This window comes from Pyxidicoccus sp. M15 (assembly GCF_056858435.1).
In genome coordinates this window covers 4740527-4757468 of record NZ_CM166495.1, presented here as the reverse complement: position 1 = coordinate 4757468, position 16942 = coordinate 4740527, and the positions used below count along the sequence as shown (strand labels likewise).

Annotated in this window: 12 protein-coding genes; 4 read left to right on the top strand and 8 right to left on the bottom strand. The window is 70.5% G+C overall.

Going from position 1 to position 16942, the window contains the following annotated elements; all coding sequences use genetic code 11:
• The first annotated feature begins 45 nt into the window (after positions 1 to 45).
• From ACX9TP_RS18020 to ACX9TP_RS18005, 4 genes are all read left to right on the top strand, one after another.
• Complete coding sequence (locus ACX9TP_RS18020; RefSeq protein ID WP_163997405.1) at positions 46 to 573, top strand: DivIVA domain-containing protein; 528 nt, start codon at positions 46 to 48, stop codon at positions 571 to 573.
• A gap of 3 nt (positions 574 to 576) precedes the next feature.
• A complete protein-coding gene (locus ACX9TP_RS18015; protein WP_482980956.1) occupies positions 577 to 876 on the top strand; it encodes a DUF167 domain-containing protein in 300 nt (99 codons plus the stop codon).
• 11 nt (positions 877 to 887) lie between these two features.
• Positions 888 to 2162 carry a peptidase MA family metallohydrolase gene (locus ACX9TP_RS18010; RefSeq protein ID WP_482980955.1) on the top strand — a complete coding sequence of 425 codons (1275 nt, stop codon included), beginning with the start codon at positions 888 to 890 and terminating at the stop codon, positions 2160 to 2162.
• A 182-nt stretch (positions 2163 to 2344) separates the two neighbouring features.
• Positions 2345 to 2887, top strand: coding sequence for a hypothetical protein (locus tag ACX9TP_RS18005; RefSeq protein ID WP_482980954.1), 543 nt, complete (start codon positions 2345 to 2347; stop codon positions 2885 to 2887).
• A 318-nt stretch (positions 2888 to 3205) separates the two neighbouring features.
• Here ACX9TP_RS18005 and polA read toward each other — a convergent pair whose 3' ends face one another.
• The 8 genes from polA to ACX9TP_RS17965 all read right to left on the bottom strand — a co-directional run bounded on the left by polA (position 3206) and on the right by ACX9TP_RS17965 (position 16823).
• Positions 3206 to 5935 (bottom strand): DNA polymerase I, encoded by a 2730-nt coding sequence (gene polA, locus ACX9TP_RS18000; RefSeq protein ID WP_482980953.1) that lies wholly within the window; start codon positions 5933 to 5935, stop codon positions 3206 to 3208.
• A 43-nt stretch (positions 5936 to 5978) separates the two neighbouring features.
• The gene (locus ACX9TP_RS17995; protein ID WP_482980952.1) at positions 5979 to 8234 is read right to left on the bottom strand and encodes an FHA domain-containing protein; all 2256 of its coding nucleotides are present in this window, start codon (positions 8232 to 8234) and stop codon (positions 5979 to 5981) included.
• 6 nt (positions 8235 to 8240) lie between these two features.
• Positions 8241 to 10019 carry a TadA family conjugal transfer-associated ATPase gene (locus ACX9TP_RS17990; RefSeq protein WP_482980951.1) on the bottom strand — a complete coding sequence of 593 codons (1779 nt, stop codon included), beginning with the start codon at positions 10017 to 10019 and terminating at the stop codon, positions 8241 to 8243.
• A 158-nt stretch (positions 10020 to 10177) separates the two neighbouring features.
• Positions 10178 to 11626, bottom strand: a complete 1449-nt coding sequence (locus ACX9TP_RS17985; RefSeq protein ID WP_482980950.1) for a type II and III secretion system protein family protein — start codon at positions 11624 to 11626, stop codon at positions 10178 to 10180.
• Positions 11627 to 11666: 40 nt separating this feature from the next.
• Positions 11667 to 12197, bottom strand: a complete 531-nt coding sequence (locus ACX9TP_RS17980; protein WP_482980949.1) for an A24 family peptidase — start codon at positions 12195 to 12197, stop codon at positions 11667 to 11669.
• Between the two features lie 103 nt (positions 12198 to 12300).
• Positions 12301 to 13170: an FHA domain-containing protein gene (locus tag ACX9TP_RS17975; RefSeq protein ID WP_482980948.1), complete on the bottom strand. Its 870-nt coding sequence runs from the start codon at positions 13168 to 13170 to the stop codon at positions 12301 to 12303.
• Positions 13171 to 13233: 63 nt separating this feature from the next.
• Positions 13234 to 15369, bottom strand: coding sequence for a hypothetical protein (locus tag ACX9TP_RS17970; RefSeq protein ID WP_482980947.1), 2136 nt, complete (start codon positions 15367 to 15369; stop codon positions 13234 to 13236).
• A complete protein-coding gene (locus ACX9TP_RS17965; RefSeq protein ID WP_482980946.1) occupies positions 15366 to 16823 on the bottom strand; it encodes a YncE family protein in 1458 nt (485 codons plus the stop codon). The genes ACX9TP_RS17970 and ACX9TP_RS17965 overlap by 4 nt, the downstream gene beginning before the upstream one ends.
• Between the last annotated feature and the right edge of the window lie 119 nt (positions 16824 to 16942).

Below are 16942 nucleotides of genomic sequence, written 5' to 3'. Positions count from 1 at the left end.
GCGGTTTCCTGGAGAAGTCACTTCCCTGCGCTAGAATGCGGGCCCATGAAGATCACCCCGCTCGACATCCGGCAGAAGCGGTTCGAAACGGCCCTGCGCGGCTTCTCGCGCCGCGAGGTGGAGGCCCACCTCGAGCTGATCGCCGGCGAGTTCGAGGAGGTGGTGAAGGAGAACATCGCGCTCAAGGAGGAGCTGAAGCGCACGCAGCTCAAGCTCGAGCAGCACCAGGAGCGCGAGCGCACCCTCCAGGAGACGATGGTCACCGCGCAGCGCATCAGCGAGGACCTGAAGGCCGCCGCGAAGAAGGAAGCCGAAATCATCATCGCGGACGCCGAGCACCAGGCGGAGAAGATTGTCCACGGCGCCCACCAGCGGCTGGTGCAGGTGGTGGAGGACATCAACGAGCTGAAGCGCCAGCGCACCCAGTTCGAGTCCCAGGTGCGCTCCGTGCTGGACGCGCACCAGAAGCTGCTGGAGACCTTCAAGGGCCCCTCCTTCGCGGACCGCGACTACGCGCGCGTGGAGGACAACGTGGCCTACCTCTCCCAGAAGAAGGCCAACCTGGGCGAGTAGCCCGTGGCCGCGCCCTGGCTGAAGGCCGTCCCCGACGGCGTGGAGCTGGCGGTGCTCGTCCAGCCGCGCGCCTCACGCACCCGCGTGGTGGGCGAGCACGACGGCCTCCTCAAGGTGCAGCTCGCCGCGCCCCCCGTGGACGGCGAGGCCAACGCCGCCCTGCTGGAGTTCCTCGCGAAGCACCTCGGCGTCTCCCGCCGGCAGGTGACACTCACGTCCGGTGACGCATCGCGCCGCAAGCGCGTGAAGGTGGTGGGGGTTGATGCGGCGCGGGCCGAGGCTGTTATGTCTGGGCAAACGTGAGGCCGCCGCACATGCGCCACCTGCTCCTCCTGCTCCCACTGCTGCTGGCCTCACCGCGCGCCCTGGCCCAGGAGCCGCGAAACCCGCATGGCTCGCACGCACACGAGCTGGTGGTGGAGGACGCCGCGCTCGTGCCCCATGAGCGCCCGTCCCGCGTCACCGGAGAGGTGACGACGAAGCGCTTCCGCATCCTCCACACCGCGGCGGCCACCGTGGCCGCGAAGGACCTGGCGGGACAGATTGAGGGCATCCGCGACGGCTTCGGCGCCATCCTCGGGCGGGACTGGCCGGGCGTCACCGAAATCCGCCTCGGCGTGGGCCGCACGGAGTTCGAGGCGCTGGCGCTGCCCGGAGGCCGGCCTCCCGGCTGGGCGGTGGCGCTGGCCTACCCCGCGCATCAAATCATCCTGCTGGACGCGCTGAGCCTCTACGAGCCGGACGGCCAGCAGACGCTGCGGCATGAGCTGGCGCACGTGGCGCTGGGCCAGCTGGCGAAGGACTGGCCCCGCTGGTTCCAGGAGGGCGTGGCACAGAATGTCACCGGCGAGCGCTACTCCCTCACGCACTACTCCGCCCTCTTCCGCGCGGTGACGCAGGAGCGCGTCTTCCACTTCGAGGACCTGGAGGACTCCTGGCCGGACCACCCGTCGGACGTGGAGATTGCCTACGCGCAGAGCGCCGCCTTCGTGGCGCACCTGTCCGCCAAGTTCGGCCCCCAGGCCATGGGTGTGCTGGTGGACGGCGTGCGCGACGGCGAGCCCTTCGAGCAGGCCTTCGGCAAGGCCTTCCGCACGTCGCTGCTGGTAGAGGAGACGGACTGGCGCGGGGGCCTGGCGGCGCGGTACGGCTGGCTGCCCCTCACCACCAGCTCCGCGCTGCTGTGGCTGGCTGCCTCCGGCCTGTGCGTCGCGGCCTACGTCCGCAGGCGTCAGCAGAAGGAAGCGCGCCTGGCGGAGATGGCCGCCCAGGACGCCGCGGAGGACGCCGCGCTGCGCGTGCTGGCCGCGCGCGCCGCCGCCCTGCCGGGCGCCCTCCCCGGCCCGGACGCCGCCGGCCCCGCCCCCGCGCTGACGTGGCCCGAGTGGCCCGCCGGCGCCGCCTCCAGCGACTCGGACCCCCTCGAGTCGCACGACACGCAGGAGGCCGTCAGCGGCCCCCACGAGACGCCCCCGTCCGCGAGCGAGGCGCCGGGTGAGGCGCCGGACGAGCCTCCGGAGGAGACGTCCGGCGAGTCCGTGGCGGACCTCCCGGCGGGGCCCCGCCCCCCGAAGCCCACCCTGCACTGACGGGGTGCCCTCCCTACCAGGGCCCACCAGTGCTTTCGGACACCCCTACAGTCCGCCCCCCGGAAGAAATTACCTGCTGCATGCTCCTCTGCCTGCTCTGGGGGTGAGCCCAAGTGGCTGATTTTCCTGGGAAATGACCTCCGCAGGGCGTTGGCAGCCGGCTTGCTATGCCTCCTGTCGCGATGCGGAAGGCACTGGACATGAACGAGCGGGGACGTAAGGCGGCGGTGCTGGCGCGGTTCTTCCGCCAGCAGCCGGATCGCATCGCGGCGCTGTGGCGCCGGATGCGGCTGGCCACGCATGAGGCGGAGGGTTCGGCGGCCTCGCTCGGACAGCTGGACGGGCTGGTGGAGCCCTTCATCCGCGAGGTGGGGCGGACGCTGGAGGGCGAGGAGACGAGCCCCTGGAGCCGCACGCGGGCGGTGCTGCGCCTGTCGCCGGAGCGCGGCGCGCGCGCCCTCTACGAGGAATTCGCGGCGCTGCGGCGCTGCCTGGTGGACGCCGCGGAGGTGCTGGGCGGCGGGGATTGGGAGCGCGAGCGCATCAACCGCGCGGTGGATGAGGCGGTGGACTCGGCGGTGGCCCTGCTGCAGCGGCTCAAGGATCCGCGCGCGGACGGACCCCGGGTGGCTTTTGGCGGGCTGGTGGTCGAGTACTTCGAGCGGCCGTCGCGAGTGAAGCGCACGACGCCGGACGCGAAGGACGGGCGTCCAGCGATGCACTGAGGAGGGGTTGGTCGGGTTTGCCGACCCGTCCGGCTTGATGCTCCCGTCCTGGGGAGCGTCCGAGGCCGGCGGGAGGGAGCGTGCCGTGGGTGGGGGCCCGTGGCGCGCCTTTGGGGAGCGTGTTCCCACTGGGGAGTGGTGAGCGCGCCTCGTGAGCTGCTGGCAAGACGCGCGGATGGGGGTCCGCGCGACTCGCCGGTCGGACGGGTCGGCACTTTTTTGTCGTGGGGCTGGGGAGCCCGGGTGGGGAGCAGGGACGCGGGAGGGGCGCCTACGGGGGTGGGCGCTCCTCCCGTATTTTTTGGGGCACGCCGCGCGTCAGTGCGCGTCCGCCCAGCTCCGGCCCGCGCCCACGTCCACCTTGAGCGGCACCTTCAGCTGCGCCACCGAGGACATGCCCTTCATCGCCAGGGCCTTCACCCGCTCCACCTCGGCGTCGGGTGCCTCGAAGAGCAGTTCGTCGTGCACCTGCAACAGCATGACGGTGCGCAGCCCCTCTTCGCGCAGCGCCGCGTCCACCACCAGCATCGCCTTCTTGATGAGGTCCGCGGCGGTGCCCTGAATCGGCATGTTGATGGCGGCGCGCTCGGCGGCCTGTGCCACGCCGCGGTTCTTCGAGTTCAGGTCCGGCATGTACCGGCGGCGCCCGTAGAGCGTCTCCACGTAGCCCGTCTTGCGGGCGGTATCCACCGTCTCCCGCAGGTAGCGGTGGATGCCGGCGTAGCGCGTGAAGTAGCGCTCGATGATGTCGCGCGCCTCCTCCTGCGGAATCCCCAGCCGCGCGGACAGGCCGTGCGGTGACAGGCCGTAGGCGATGCCGAAGTTGACCATCTTCGCCCTGCGGCGCTGCTCGCGGTCCACCTGCTCCGGGGGCACGCCGAAGACTTCCGCCGCCGTGCGGGTGTGGATGTCCTGGTCGTTGAGGAAGGCGTCGATGAGGACCGGGTCCTCCGCGATGTGAGCCAACAGCCGCAGCTCCACCTGGCTGTAGTCCGCGCTGACCAGCTGGTGCCCTTCCGCCGCCACGAAGGCGCGGCGGATTTCGCGGCCCAGCTCGGTGCGCACGGGGATGTTCTGGAGATTGGGGTCGGTGGAGGACAGGCGCCCCGTCGCGGTGGCCGCCTGGTGGTAGGTGGTGTGGATGCGCCCGTCGGCCGCCACCAGCGTGGGCAGCGTGTCCAGGTAGGTGCTCTTCAGCTTGGTGAGGCTGCGGTACTCGATGATGGCGGCCGGCAGCGGGTGCTCCTCGGAGAGCTTCTCCAGCACCTCCATGTCCGCGGACGGGCCCGTCTTGCCCTTCTTGATGATGGGCAGCCCCAGCCCTTCCGGCTGGGGCGAGAAGAGCACCTCCACCAGCTGCGGGTTGGAGCCGATGTTGAACTCGCGCCCGGCGTGTTTGTAGACCTCCTTCACCTGCCCCTCGACGGCGGCGTCCACCTTCACGGAGATGCGGGCCAGCTCGGTGGTGTCCAGCTTCACGCCCCGCTGCTCCATCCGCGCCAGAATCGGCAGCAGCGGCAGCTCCAAATCCCTCGCCAGCTCCGCCAGGCTCGCCGCCTGCAGCTCCTTCCACAGCTCCGGCGCCAGCCGCCGCGCCGCCTCCGCGCGGATGGCGAAGCCCGCGGCCACCTCCTCCACGGTGTGGTCCGCCAGCGCCCTGTCCTTCTTGCCCCGCTTGCCCTCGGCCGCGGGCGGCAGCGCGGGCAGCTCCGTCTGCAGCCGCTCGCGCGCCAGGTCCGCCAGCGCGTGCTCCCGGCGGGACGGGTTGAGCAGGTAGCTGAGCAGCTCCACGTCGTCGTGGCCGCCGCGCAAGGTGATTCCCTCGTTGGCGAGCACGAGGGTGAGCGCCTTGAGGTCGTGCCCGCCCTTCTTCACCGCCGCGTCCTCCAGTGAGGCCTTGAGCGCGGCCGTGAAGGACTCCGGCTTCACCTGCGTGGCGCCGAGCAGACCATGGCGCAGCGGCACGTAGTACGTGCTCGCGTCCGGCAACGCGACGCCCAGGCCCACCAGCTTCGCGGCGAAGGGCATGCCCTCGTACGCGGGGATGAGGCTGACGGTGCCCGCCGCGCGCACCGCGTCCGCCAGCGCCTGCAGCTCCGCGTCGGTGCCCACCAGCTTGTGCTCGGCGGCCAGCGGCGCGGGCTTCTCCTTCGGCGCGGCCTCCGGCAGGCCCTGCTGCGGCAGGTCCTTGATGAGCGCGTAGAACTCCAGCTCGGTGAAGAGCTCGCGGGCCTTCGCCGAATCCACCGGCTTGCGGGCCAGGTCCGCCATCTTCACGTCCAGCGGCAGGTCCGTCTTGAAGGTGACGAGCTGCTTGGCGCGCAGCAGGCTCTCGCGGTGCGCGGCGATGGCGTCGCGAATCTTCGGCTTCTTCACCTCGTCCAGCTTCGACAGCAGCGTCTCCACGTCGCCGAACTGCTGGATGAGCTCGGTGGCCGTCTTCGGGCCGATGCCCGGCACCTTGGCGACGTTGTCCACCGCGTCACCGATGAGGGCCAGGTAGTCGCGCATCTGCCGGGGCTCGATTCCCAGCTTCGCCTTCACCTCGTCCGGCCCGGTGTGCGTCTCCTTCATCGGGTCGAACAGGCGCACGTCCGGCTCGACAATCTGCACGAAGTCCTTGTCGCCGGTGACGACCTGGACGCAGAAGCCCTCGGCCTTCGCCTTCACCGCCAGCGTGCCGATGACGTCGTCCGCCTCCCAGCCGGCCATCTCCAGCACCGGCAGGTTGAGCGCCTCCACCACCCGGCGGATGAGCGCGAACTGCGGCACCAGGTCCTCGGGAGGGCCCTCGCGGTTGGCCTTGTAGTTGGGGTCTATCTTCTGCCGCTCCGTGCGGCTCTCCTTGTCGAAGGCGAGCGCGACGTGCGTGGGGCTCAGCTCCCGCAGCCCCTTGAGCACCATGCGGGTGAAGCCCAGCACGGCGTTGGTGGGCACGCCCTTGCTCGTCGTGAGGGGCGGAATCGCGTGGTAGGCGCGGAAGATGAAGCCGGACGCGTCGATGAGGACCAGGGTGGGCGCGGAGCGCGAGGGGCTGGTGTCGGCCATGGCCCCGTGCCTAGCGCGCCCGTCCGCCCCTGTCCATGTCGCGTCAGGGGCAGCTCCACTCCTTCTTCTTCTCGTCCACCTTCTCCGCCACCCCGTCGCCCTTGACGGCGTAGTCCAGCACCGCGGCGAGGTCCGGGCAGCCGCCCGCGTCCCGCAGCGCATCCGACGCGAGGCTCGAGCAGAAGGCCGCCGCCTTGTTCAGGTCCGGGTTGCCCGCGTAGAAGCCGAAGCCCAGCTTCCACACGCGGCACGCCCGGCGCCGGTCCTGCCGGTCCGCCCACTCCCTACCCCGCTGGTAGGACTTCTCCGCCATGTCCTGGAGGATGTTGCGCCGGTAGAAGGACGGCTTGGACTCGGCCAGGTCCAGCATCAGCTCCTTGTCCACCTGCAGCGCCTCGCGGAAGGGCTCGGCGGCCTTCTCCGGGTCGTCCCCGGCGAGGAACGTCTCGCCATTCTTGAAGAGCTGATCCACCGTGGACATGATGCGAATCAGCTCGTCGGCCTGGGCATGGAACGCCGCCGCCTCGTAGTTGGAGCGCAGCTTCTGCAGGGTGGCCAGCGCCTCGCTGCCGCGACCGGCCCAGTAGTCCATCATCGCCGCATGCATCAGCTTGTGGCCGAAGCGCTTCTTCACCTCGGCCTCCACCACGGAGCGAGGATCCGCGGTCGTCTCGTCCGGGCCGATGATTTCCGTCACCGGGCACGACCACGGCGCCGCGTTGGGGTCCAACCGGTAGCGCGCGACGAGGAAGCGCACGAAGAGCGAGTCCTTGGGTCGCCACTCGTTGCGGCGCAGCCGGCCCTCCAGCTTCACGGTGTAGCCCAGCGGCGGCTCCATGTTCTCCCGCGGCTGCCCCTGGCACCAGACGGCCATGTACTGCTGGCAGCGCGGCACCGCGGCGCTCCACTGCGCGTTGCCCAGGTAGCGCTTGCAGTCGTCCAGCGCCCGCTTCGTGACTTGCTCGGCCGCCTCGCGCGCCTTGCTCTTGCCACGGCGGAAGTACTCGCTCTCCTTCGGAATCTTGCTGAAGGCCTCGAGCGCCTCGTCCGGCTTGAGGCGCTGGAGCGCCTTCTCACCCGCCGAGTACTGCTCGAAGGACTCCTTCTCCAGCTTGATGCGCCGGATGAGGGTGTTGGCCTCGGGGTGGATGGGGTCCAGGTCCAGCGCCTTGGTGCAGGTCTCCTCCGCGCGGGTCCAGTTGGGCGAGCCCAGCTCGTTGGACGCGTAGGAGCGGCACTCGCTGAGCAGCGCTTGAATCTGCTCCGCCGGGTCCACCGCCGGTCCCGCCGGGTCCACCACCGGGTCCACCGGCCCCGCGCCCGGCATGGCCACCTTCACCACCGCCGCCACCACCAGCAGGCCCACCACGCCGCCGGCCACCATCATCAGCTTCTTGCGGTTCGGGGGCGCCCCTTCCAGCTCCGAAGGCGCCGCCGCGGCCCCGCCGCGCCGCGTGGGGATGGGACCCGAGCCCCGCCGCGCCGGAGCGGCCAGCGCCACCTCCTCGGCTTCGAAGGCCAGCTCCACCACGCCGAACTGGAGCTGGTCGCCCGGCTGCAGGTCCACCGGCTCCGTCCCCAGCGGCTCGCCGTTGAGCAGCGTGCCGTTGGCGCTGCCCAGGTCCTTCACCGTCACGCCGAGCGCCGTCGCCTCCAGCTCCGCGTGCCGCCGGCTGACCGAGTCGTCCTCCAGCATCACCAGCGCCGGAGGCTGCCGCCCCACCAGCACCTTGCCCTTGAGGGGGTACGTCCGGCCGGCCCACGGGCCCACCAGCCCCTTGAGCATGGGGCCCGCGCCACCGCCCGCGGCGCCGCCCTCCACCGCGGCACCGGCCGGCTTCGCGGGCCTGGCGGGCCGCTTCGGCGGAGGCGCACCCGCGGGCGGCCTCGCCTTCATGCTCGGCAGGGCCCGCGTGGCGCGCGCGCCGCTGCCCTCCGAGCCCACCGGCATCTCCTCGGCGGGGGGAGGCGCGGCCTTCGCCGCCTTGCGCGAACCGGAGCGCGAGGGCGCCGCCGCGACCTTGAGCCGCAGCGTGTAGTCCCCCAGCACCACCTCCGACTGCGGGGTGAGCGGCGTGGGGTCCGCGATGCGCTCACCGTCCACGAAGGTGCCGTTGGCGCTGCCCAGGTCCTCGATGAAGACGGTGCCGCCGTCCTCGAAGACCCGGGCGTGGTTGCGTGACACCCCGCCCTCGGTGAGCAGGAGGTCATTGCCCGCCTGACGGCCCAGCTTCAGCTCGCCAGTGATTTCGTGTTCGTTCTCGGAGCCGTCGGGGAGACGGACGACCAGGGTGGGCATGACGCGTCAATCCTCCCGGAAGATGCTCATGTTGACGGGGATGCCCTTGCGCTGCAGCTCGTCGTAGAACTTCGGTACGAAACCGGACGCGACGAAGCGGCCCCGGACCTTGTGGTCCTCCGTGAAGCCATCCTGCTTGTAATAGAAGATGTCCTGGAGGGTGACGATGTCCACCTCCATGCCCGACACCTCGGTGACGTAGCAGATCTTCCGCGTGCCGTCGGAGAAGCGCGTCTGCTGCACGATCATGTGCACCGCGCTCGCAATCTGTTCGCGGATGGCCTTCACCGGCAGCTCCATGCCGGACATCAGCACCATGGTCTCCAGCCGGGCAATGGCGTCTCGCGGCGTGTTGGCGTGCAGCGTGGTGAGCGAGCCGTCATGGCCCGTGTTCATCGCCTGGAGCATGTCCAGCGTCTCGCCGGAGCGGCACTCGCCCACGACGATGCGGTCCGGACGCATGCGCAGGCAGTTCTTCACCAGGTCGCGGATGGTGATGGAGCCCTTGCCCTCGAGGTTGGGCGGGCGGCTCTCCAGCTGCACCCAGTGGTCCTGCGGCAGCTGCAGCTCGGCGGCGTCCTCCACGGTGATGATGCGCTCACCGTCGGGGATGAAGGAGCTGATGATGTTCAGCGTCGTCGTCTTCCCGGAGCCGGTGCCGCCGGAGATGACGATGTTGCGCCGGGCCTTCACGCACATCTCCAGGAACTCGGCCATCTGCGCGGTGAGCGTCTTGTACTTCACCAGGTCCTGGATCTTCAGCGAGTCCTTCTTGAACTTGCGGATGGTGATGCACGGCCCCTTGAGCGCCAGCGGGGGGATGATGGCGTTGACGCGGCTGCCGTCCTTGAGGCGCGCGTCCACCAGCGGGCTGGACTCGTCGATGCGCCGGCCGATGGGCGCGACGATGCGCTCGATGACGCCGAGCACCGCCTGGTTGGAGGAGAAGGTCTTCTCCGCCAGCGTCAGCTTGCCCTTGCGCTCGATGTAGATCTGGTTGGCGTGGTTCACCATGATCTCGCTGATCTCATCCGACGCGAGGAACGCCTCGAGGGGCCCCAGGCCCAGCGCCTCGTTGATGACGTCGGTGAGCAGCTCCTCCCGGTCCACGTCCTCCGGGAGCTCTCCGTCCGCCTCCATCTGGTCGATGATGTCGCGGATGGCCTTCTCGGTGCGGCGCCACAGCTCGTCGTCCCCGAGCCGGTCCATGTCCATGCGGCGCAAATCGAGGTACTCGATGAGCCGGTCGTGGATCTCCTTCTGGAGCCGGGTGTAGCGCTCGATGCGCGGGTCGACCTTCTTCTTGTTCTTCGCCATGGCGGACGCCATGGACGCGGGCATGCGGCCGGCCGCGGGCGCCGGGGCGGGCGCCGGCTCCTCCTCGTACGGCTCCTCCTCCTCGGCGTACTGCTCCTCTTCCTCGTACGGCTCCTCGCCGTCGTCGTAGCCCTCGTCCTCCGGGGCCCCGGCGCGCGTCATCGCCGGGCCCTCGTCCTCCAGGGCCTCGACGTTGAGGATGTAGTCGCCAATGGAGACCTGGTCCGCCGGCTTGAGTACCTGAGGCGCGGCAATCTTCTTGCCGTTCACGAAGGTGCCGTTCGTGGACTTCATGTCCACGATGATGAACTTCCCGTCCTTGGCGACGATCCGCGAGTGGTACTTGGAGACGTTTCCCTTCGCGAGGATGATGTCGTTGCCGGGCAGGCGGCCGATCGTGACTTCGTTCTTGTGGTACTCGCGCTGCTCGGTCCCGCCGCCCTTTTCCGCGAGGGTGATGAGAAACATGGTGGGGGCGGATGCTAGCAAGCGGCTCTTCGTCCTCAAAGCTCCAGGCGCCGTCGCATGCCTGCCCGCAAGGCGACGGGCCGGCACCCTCCCCTGCCGGTGGGGAGGAAGCCGGCCCGTGAGGAGCCAGGAACGGGGGCCCCCGGGGCCCCTGGGACTCAGTCGAAGATGTTGAAGTTCACCTCGGACCGGGCCTGCTTGTAGCGGCTCTTCACGTCCTCGATGATGGTCCGGACCTTGTCCGAGTCCGGGTTGACGATGCGCGGGGTGACGAAGATCACCAGCTCGCGCTTGGTCGAGTCGAACCCGCGGCTCTTGAAGAGCTCGCCCACAATCGGGATGTGACCCAGGCCCGGAATCTTGGACACCGACTTCTGCTCGTCGTGGCTGAACACGCCGGACAGGACGATGGTCTCCCCGTGGCGCACGGTGACGTTGGTCTTCACCTTGCGGGTGCGGAAGCCGGGGATGGCGGACGAGCCACCGAAGGACACCGACACCGACGCGTCGATTTCCGACGCCTCCGCCTCGATTTCCGTCTGGATGTTGCCGTTGCGGTCCGCGGTGGGGCGCAGGTTCAGGATGACGCCGTACTTCTTGTACTCCACCGAGAACTGGTTGTTGGTGATGAGGGGGATGGGCACCTCGCCGCCGGCCAGGAACTCGGCCTTCTCACCGCTGGCGCACACCAGCTTGGGCTGGGCGAGCAGGCGGCCGTAGCCGTCGTTGCCCTGGAAGCCGATGGAGAAGTCGGCGCCCGCGTTGAGGCCGATGGTGCCCGCGCCCTCGCCGAAGGTGCCGGGGAACAGCTGCTGGGAGATGGTGGCGGCGGCGGCGGCCGTGCCGGAGATGTCCGTGGGGTAGCGGATGCCGTAGCGATCCCGGCTGTTGCGGCGGATTTCGACGAACTGGACCTCGGAGAGGATCATCCGCTTGATGCCGACGACGAGCAGGTTCTCCACCTTCTCGCCAATGGCCTTGGTGATGAGCTCCGCCTTCTGGAGGTCCTGCTGGCTCTCCACGGAGCCCTCCAGGAAGATGGTGGCGCCCACCACGTTGGCCTGGACATTCTTGAGGCCGGCCTTCTGGAAGGCCGCGTTGAGGTTCTGCGCCACCAGCTTCTTGGCGTTGGGGGCAATCTTCACGAACGACTTCACGTTCGGATAGAGGCTGACCACCTCGTTGATGCGGTCCGCGTCCTGCGTGGTGTAGGCCTGACCGTCCAGGTAGATGCGGTCACCCACCATGCGGACGGAGACGCCTTCGATTTCGCCCAGCAGGCGCTTGATTTCGGAGATGACCTCGTTGGGGTCCTGCTTGCGGACGGCGACGAGGTAGCTGACGCGCTGACCGGAGGTCTTCCAGACGAGGAGCGTCGTCTTGCCCTCACCGAGGCCGGTGATGAGCAGCTGGCCGGAGCCGAGCGTCTTGACCTCGGCGATGGTCGGGTCGCCGAGCGCGACGCGGCTCAGTCCGGGGATGGTGAGCACCTTCTGGGAGCCGACGCCGAGGCTGACGGCGCTGCCCTCCTGCGCCAGGGCGCTGCCGCCGGCCACCAGGGCGACCAGGGCGCTCAGCGCCGCGGCATGCGTGAAGCGTGTGAACATCGTCCGTGTCCCCTTCCAGTGTCCCAAGCGAACTCAAGCTTCAGCTTCCGTGTTGCCACCACAGCGCCCAGAAAGTACCGAGCGCGATGGCCACCCCGTAGGGGATGTGGCGCTGGGTCGCCGGCTGCGCGTCCGCGCTCGCCAGCCGCACTCGCGCCGCCCACCGCCGCACCACCGCCGCCAGCGTGTCCCATACCGCGCCCTGCCAGAGCAGCGTCACCACCGCCTGGAGCGCGCCCACCAGCGAGATGAAGGCCGCGGCCGCCAGCACCGCCGGGAACCCCAGCACCGCGCCCACCCCGCCCATCAACTTCACGTCACCCCACCCCATCCGCCCGCGCAGCGCCGCCGGCAGGAGCAGCACCGCCAGCCCCGCTCCCGCCACCAACCCGCTGAGCACCCCGTGCTCCAGGTCCCCGAAGCCCTCGGTGGCCAGGCGCACGCCCAGCGCCACCGCCATCAGCGGATAGGTGACGGCATCCAGGATTTCCCGGCGCAGCACATCCGTCACCACCGAGATCACCAGGGCCACTCCAAGGACCGTCCACAGCGCGATCTGAACAGGCGTCATCCATCGCCTGTCCCATCCGTGGCAGGCCGTCCGGTATCAAACCAGCGAGGCCGGAGCCCGTCAATTGTCGAACATCCGGAAGCCCTGGAGGGTGGTGCGGCGCTCAGCTCACCATGAGACGGATCTTCTCGCTGCAGATGAAGTACTCGTCGCCGTCTTCGATCTTCCGGCGCTTGATGCGCTGCTTGTTGTACCAGGTGCCGTTGGAGGACCCGAGGTCCTCGATGATCCAGTCATTGCCCTCGTGGACGATGACGGCGTGCTCGCGCGACACCTTGCCGGAGTTGATGACGAAGTCGCAGTGCTTGCCGCGGCCGATGACGAAGCGGTCCTTGACGATGCGCTCCTGGTCCCCGGCCTCGGTGACGAGGTACAGCGCGCCGGGCTCCTCCTCCTCGGCGACCTCGTCGGCGGGCTCCTCCTCGGCCTCCTCGGCGGGCTCGTCCTCCATCGCCGGGTCCTCGGGCTCGGGAAGCGGCTCCTCCTCGTCCTCGACCATGTCGTCGTTGGGAGGAGGCGGCTCGTTCTTGCCCTTGATGAGGCGCTCGAGCTCCGCGGCCGTCTCCAGCACGCGCTCGGCGACCTCGCGGCGCACCGGATCATTGTCCAGGCCGTTGGAGGACGCGCCGCGGTCCTCGACGGGCGCGGCGCCGCGGCCGGCGGGACGAGCGGGCTGGGGGGTGGACTCGGGCTTGGGCGCGGGGGCCAGCACCGGGGGCGCGCCCCGGGCCGGAGCCGGCGCGGCGGCCACGGGGGCCGGCCGCGAGGGCGCCGCCATGGGGGCGGCGGCCACGGGCGCATCGCCCCGGGCCTTCACCTCGATGAAGCCGTTGAGGCGCGCGAACATGAAAAGCGCCTGGTTGATCAGCGCATCGCGATCCGAGCCCATCTGCTGGGCCATCTCTTCGTACGTCTCCCACAGGTGGTCGGCGATGCCGACCTTGCGGGCGGGGCGGGAGTTCTGATCGATCATCGGTCTTGACTCGGGTGATTCAGGATGACCCGGACGATAGCAGAGCCCCCCGGGGGAGCCCAGTTACTCGAAGGGATTGAGCGCGCTGGCGTTCAGCGCATTGTCCACCACCAGCCCCAGGTTCACCTGGAGGATGCCGTCCGCGGAAGGATAGGCGATGTAGGCCAGATCCGAGCCCGGCGCGGCGACCACGGGGCCCGGCAGGGTGTAGAAATTCAACCCCACTCCCGTGGAAGCGGTGTCCACACCGAAGGTGTGGGTGCGGATGCCGGAGTTCAGCGACACCACGAAGCGGTCTCCGCGTGTGAGCCGCCCGGCGACCGTGGGCACGGCCACCCGGATGATGATGTCCGGCGGCGTCTCCGGGAAGGCGGGCACCGTCCAGGCCGCGGGAGGCACGTCGGGCACGTCGTCCACGTCGACAGTCGCGGTGCGCAGGCCCGCCGGGTGGAAGTAGTAGCTCGTGGGAATCCGGTACTCGGCCGTCTCGCCCGTGATGTCGCGGGCCAGCAGCGTGCCGGAGTCGTTGATGAGGATGAAGGGCTGACTGCCCCCGGCCCGCACGCCGAAGCGCGGCAGCGTGGCGCACCCCTCGGGGTAGGCGGTGGCCACCAGGCGGACGCGGCCGGCGGTGGCGGGGGGCTGCACGTCCGTCACCACGAGGTCCGTGTCGCACACCACGTCGTCGCCCTGCAGCTCGATGATGTCGCCCACCTGGACCCGCTGGCGGGGGTCCGCGGGCTGCTCCACCTCGAAGAAGTCGGGGGCGGACGGGTTTCGGGTCAGCGCCGCCATCGTCGGGAAGTAGCCCTGGTAGACGATGCGGTAGGTGCTGGCGATGACCGAGCCCTCGAAGAGCGTCTTGCGGACGGCCCGGCGCGAGGGGTCCGTGGGGTTCACGTACTCCACGGTCTGCTCCACGTTCACCACCGTGTTGACGTTGGCGACGCCGCGGTCCACGACCTGCTCCGCCGCGTTGCGGAGGTCCACGGTGACGCTGGCCCCGTCCGGGTTCAGGTCGAACAGGCGCCGGTCGCTGGCGTTGAACAGGGTGATGACGCCGGTGGACGCCGGCAGGATGCCCAGCAGCGGCACGCTGGCCAAGCCGCCGGTGCCGTTGGTGAGCACCAGCCGCACCTTGCCCTCGGGGACGATGGCCAGCCCCGTGGGCAGTCCCGACACGGTGATGGGCAGCATCGGCGCGCCGCTGAGGTCCTTGGCGTGGGCGCCGGTGGCGGACTCCACCGCCAGCACGCCCGAGCACTGCGGGTTCGCCCCGCACGCGGACTCGTCGCGCACGCCGTAGATGAACTGGCCGGCGGTGAGGATCTCCGTTTCATTCACGTCCGTCGTCGCCGGGTTGTCGGCGACACGCGTCACCTGCGGGTGCGTGGCGAGCAGGCGCACCGGGGCGCCGTCGAAGCCGGCCGTCAGGTCCATCGTGATGCTCGCGAGCCCGCCTGCCGCCGCCTCGGTGAGCAGCAGCGTGCGGCCGGGGAGCGCGGGGGGCAGGTTGGTGTTGCTGCGCGTGGCCAGCACGAGCTGGCCCGCCTGCGGCATCACCAGCAGCGCCGCCGCCGACTCGCGCGGGTTGAGGCAGAACACCGGCACGGCGGCCGGACGCGTTTCTTCCGTGAGCACGTCCGGGCCGGGCAGCTCCTGGCGCATGACGACGCCCGCGGTGCAGGTGACTCCGGCGGGCGGCGTCTGCAGCGCGTAGTACAGCACGCTGGGGGCGCCCTCCCCCGCCGGCGCACGCGCGGCGAAGGCGGTGACGAGGCCCCCCGTCACCAGGCGGACCACCTCCGAGAGGCGGGTGCGCTCCGCGGCCACCACGGAGATTTCCTGGGAGCCGGAGCTGCGCGCGTAGACATACGGGCCCGACACGTCGGCGCCGTTGACGTAGCCCACGTCGCGGGTGAGCGCGTCCGGCCGCTCCAGCACGGGGACGGACAGTGCCTGCAGGGGGTTGGGCGCGGGGACGAAGTCGCGCGGGTCCGCCGTCAGGTCCAGCACCCGCAGGTCATCGTCGTCCGAGGACGTGACGAAGATGAGGTCGTTGGAGAGGGCCAGGTCATACGTGCCCGACAGGCCGGCGATGCCGGTGGTGACATTGGAGTCGGAGCAGGCGCCGGACAGCCCGGCGAGGGCGAGGAGGACGGCGAGTGTGCCGCCGGGGACGTGAGCGCTGCGCTTCAAGGGGAGGTCTCCTGGCACACGCTGGTGCCCTGGCGCGGGTCGCGCAGCTGGCGCGGGCCGAGCCGCGCCACCATCCGTGCGTCCTGCGGCCTATCGAGGTCGGGAATGTCGATGACGGCGACGCGGCCGTCGCCGAAGGTGCTCGCGAAGAGGCGCGCCGCGTTGCCGCGCACGTCCGCCGCCAGGCCGAAGGGCTGGGCGGGCTGGCTCGGGTCCTGCTCTCCCACCAGCACCTGGGCGACGAGCTGGCCCACCTCCTCGTCGAAGAGGGCGACGGCCTCGTCACCACTGCCCGTCACCGCGACGATGTTGCCGCGGCCCACGGTCCTGGGAATGACCTCCACCTCGGAGGAGCCCTCGGGGAGCGGCAGCGCGCTGACGACGCGAATCGTCGGGAGCTCCTGGAGCGCGTTCTCCACGTCCATCACCAGCAGGGTGTCCGGCCCGCGCGCCAGCAGGTAGACGCGCTCGCGGTTCGGGTCCAGCACCGTGGGGTCCGTCGCGGAGGGGCGCTGCACGACCGCGACACCGCGCGCCTCGCGCACGGAGTAGACCAGCTCCACGTCGCTCTCCAGCACGCGGTCCGTCGAGTTGCGGTCCACCAGCCGAAGGATGAAGCGCGCGGCCAGCGCCCCGAGCTGGGTGGACGAGGAGTTGCGTCCGGAGACGTACACGTACCGGCCGCCGAGGGCCGCGGAGTTCGCGGCGCCAGCCAGCCGGCCGTTGGTGCCCAGCGGCGCGAAGTTGCCCACGCCCAGCGCGCCCTGGGTGGGGTCCGCCGCGGGGAGGTTGACGAGGTACGACTGGAACTCGACCTCCCGGCCCGACTCCTCCGGCCCCACGATTTCCGAGTGGGTCACCCAGACGCGGGAGTCCGGGTTGGTGCGCTCCACGGTGACGCCCACCGGGCCCGGCGCCGCCGGGATTCCGTCCGTGGCGCCCGGCACGTCGAGGAGGGACAGCGCGTCGGCGCGGCAGTCGCTTCCGCCGCCCTGCACGCACGTCAGGCCGAGGCCGTCCTCCGCCACGTCGATGGCGTGCAGGAAGCTGCCCTCGGCGCGGGACGGGACGAACAGGCGCGGGCCGCGGCCGGGAGGGGCCCAGAGGGCCATCTCGCCCGCGAAGCTGTCGATCTGCACATACGACTGTGCGCCGACGCCCAGGTTCTCGAGGAGCGTCCCACGGTCCTCCTCGACCGAGCGGGTGAAGGGCGCGCCGAACGGGCGGACCCCCATCGCATCCAGGTCCAGCGCGGCCACCGCGCCGGAGTCGTAGCACTTGTCGAAGTTGGCGCTCGCCACGTAGAGGTACCCGTTGGTGGACGGGCCACCATCAGGGCGCCAGAAGGCGAGGCCACTCGGGTAGACGAGGCGGGTGGACGGCGGAGGCCGCGGCTCGGGGTCGGTATCGCACGACACGAGCAGCAGCGCGGCGGTGAGGAGATAGGCGCGCATCAGAGGGGGGCGGAGTGTAGGAAGGGGCCTCCCCCCGGGCAACCGGAAACGGGGCCCGTCATTCCCGGCCGCCCGCCAGCGGACGTCCACGCGCCCCCGGGGGCCCGCGACGCCCCTGG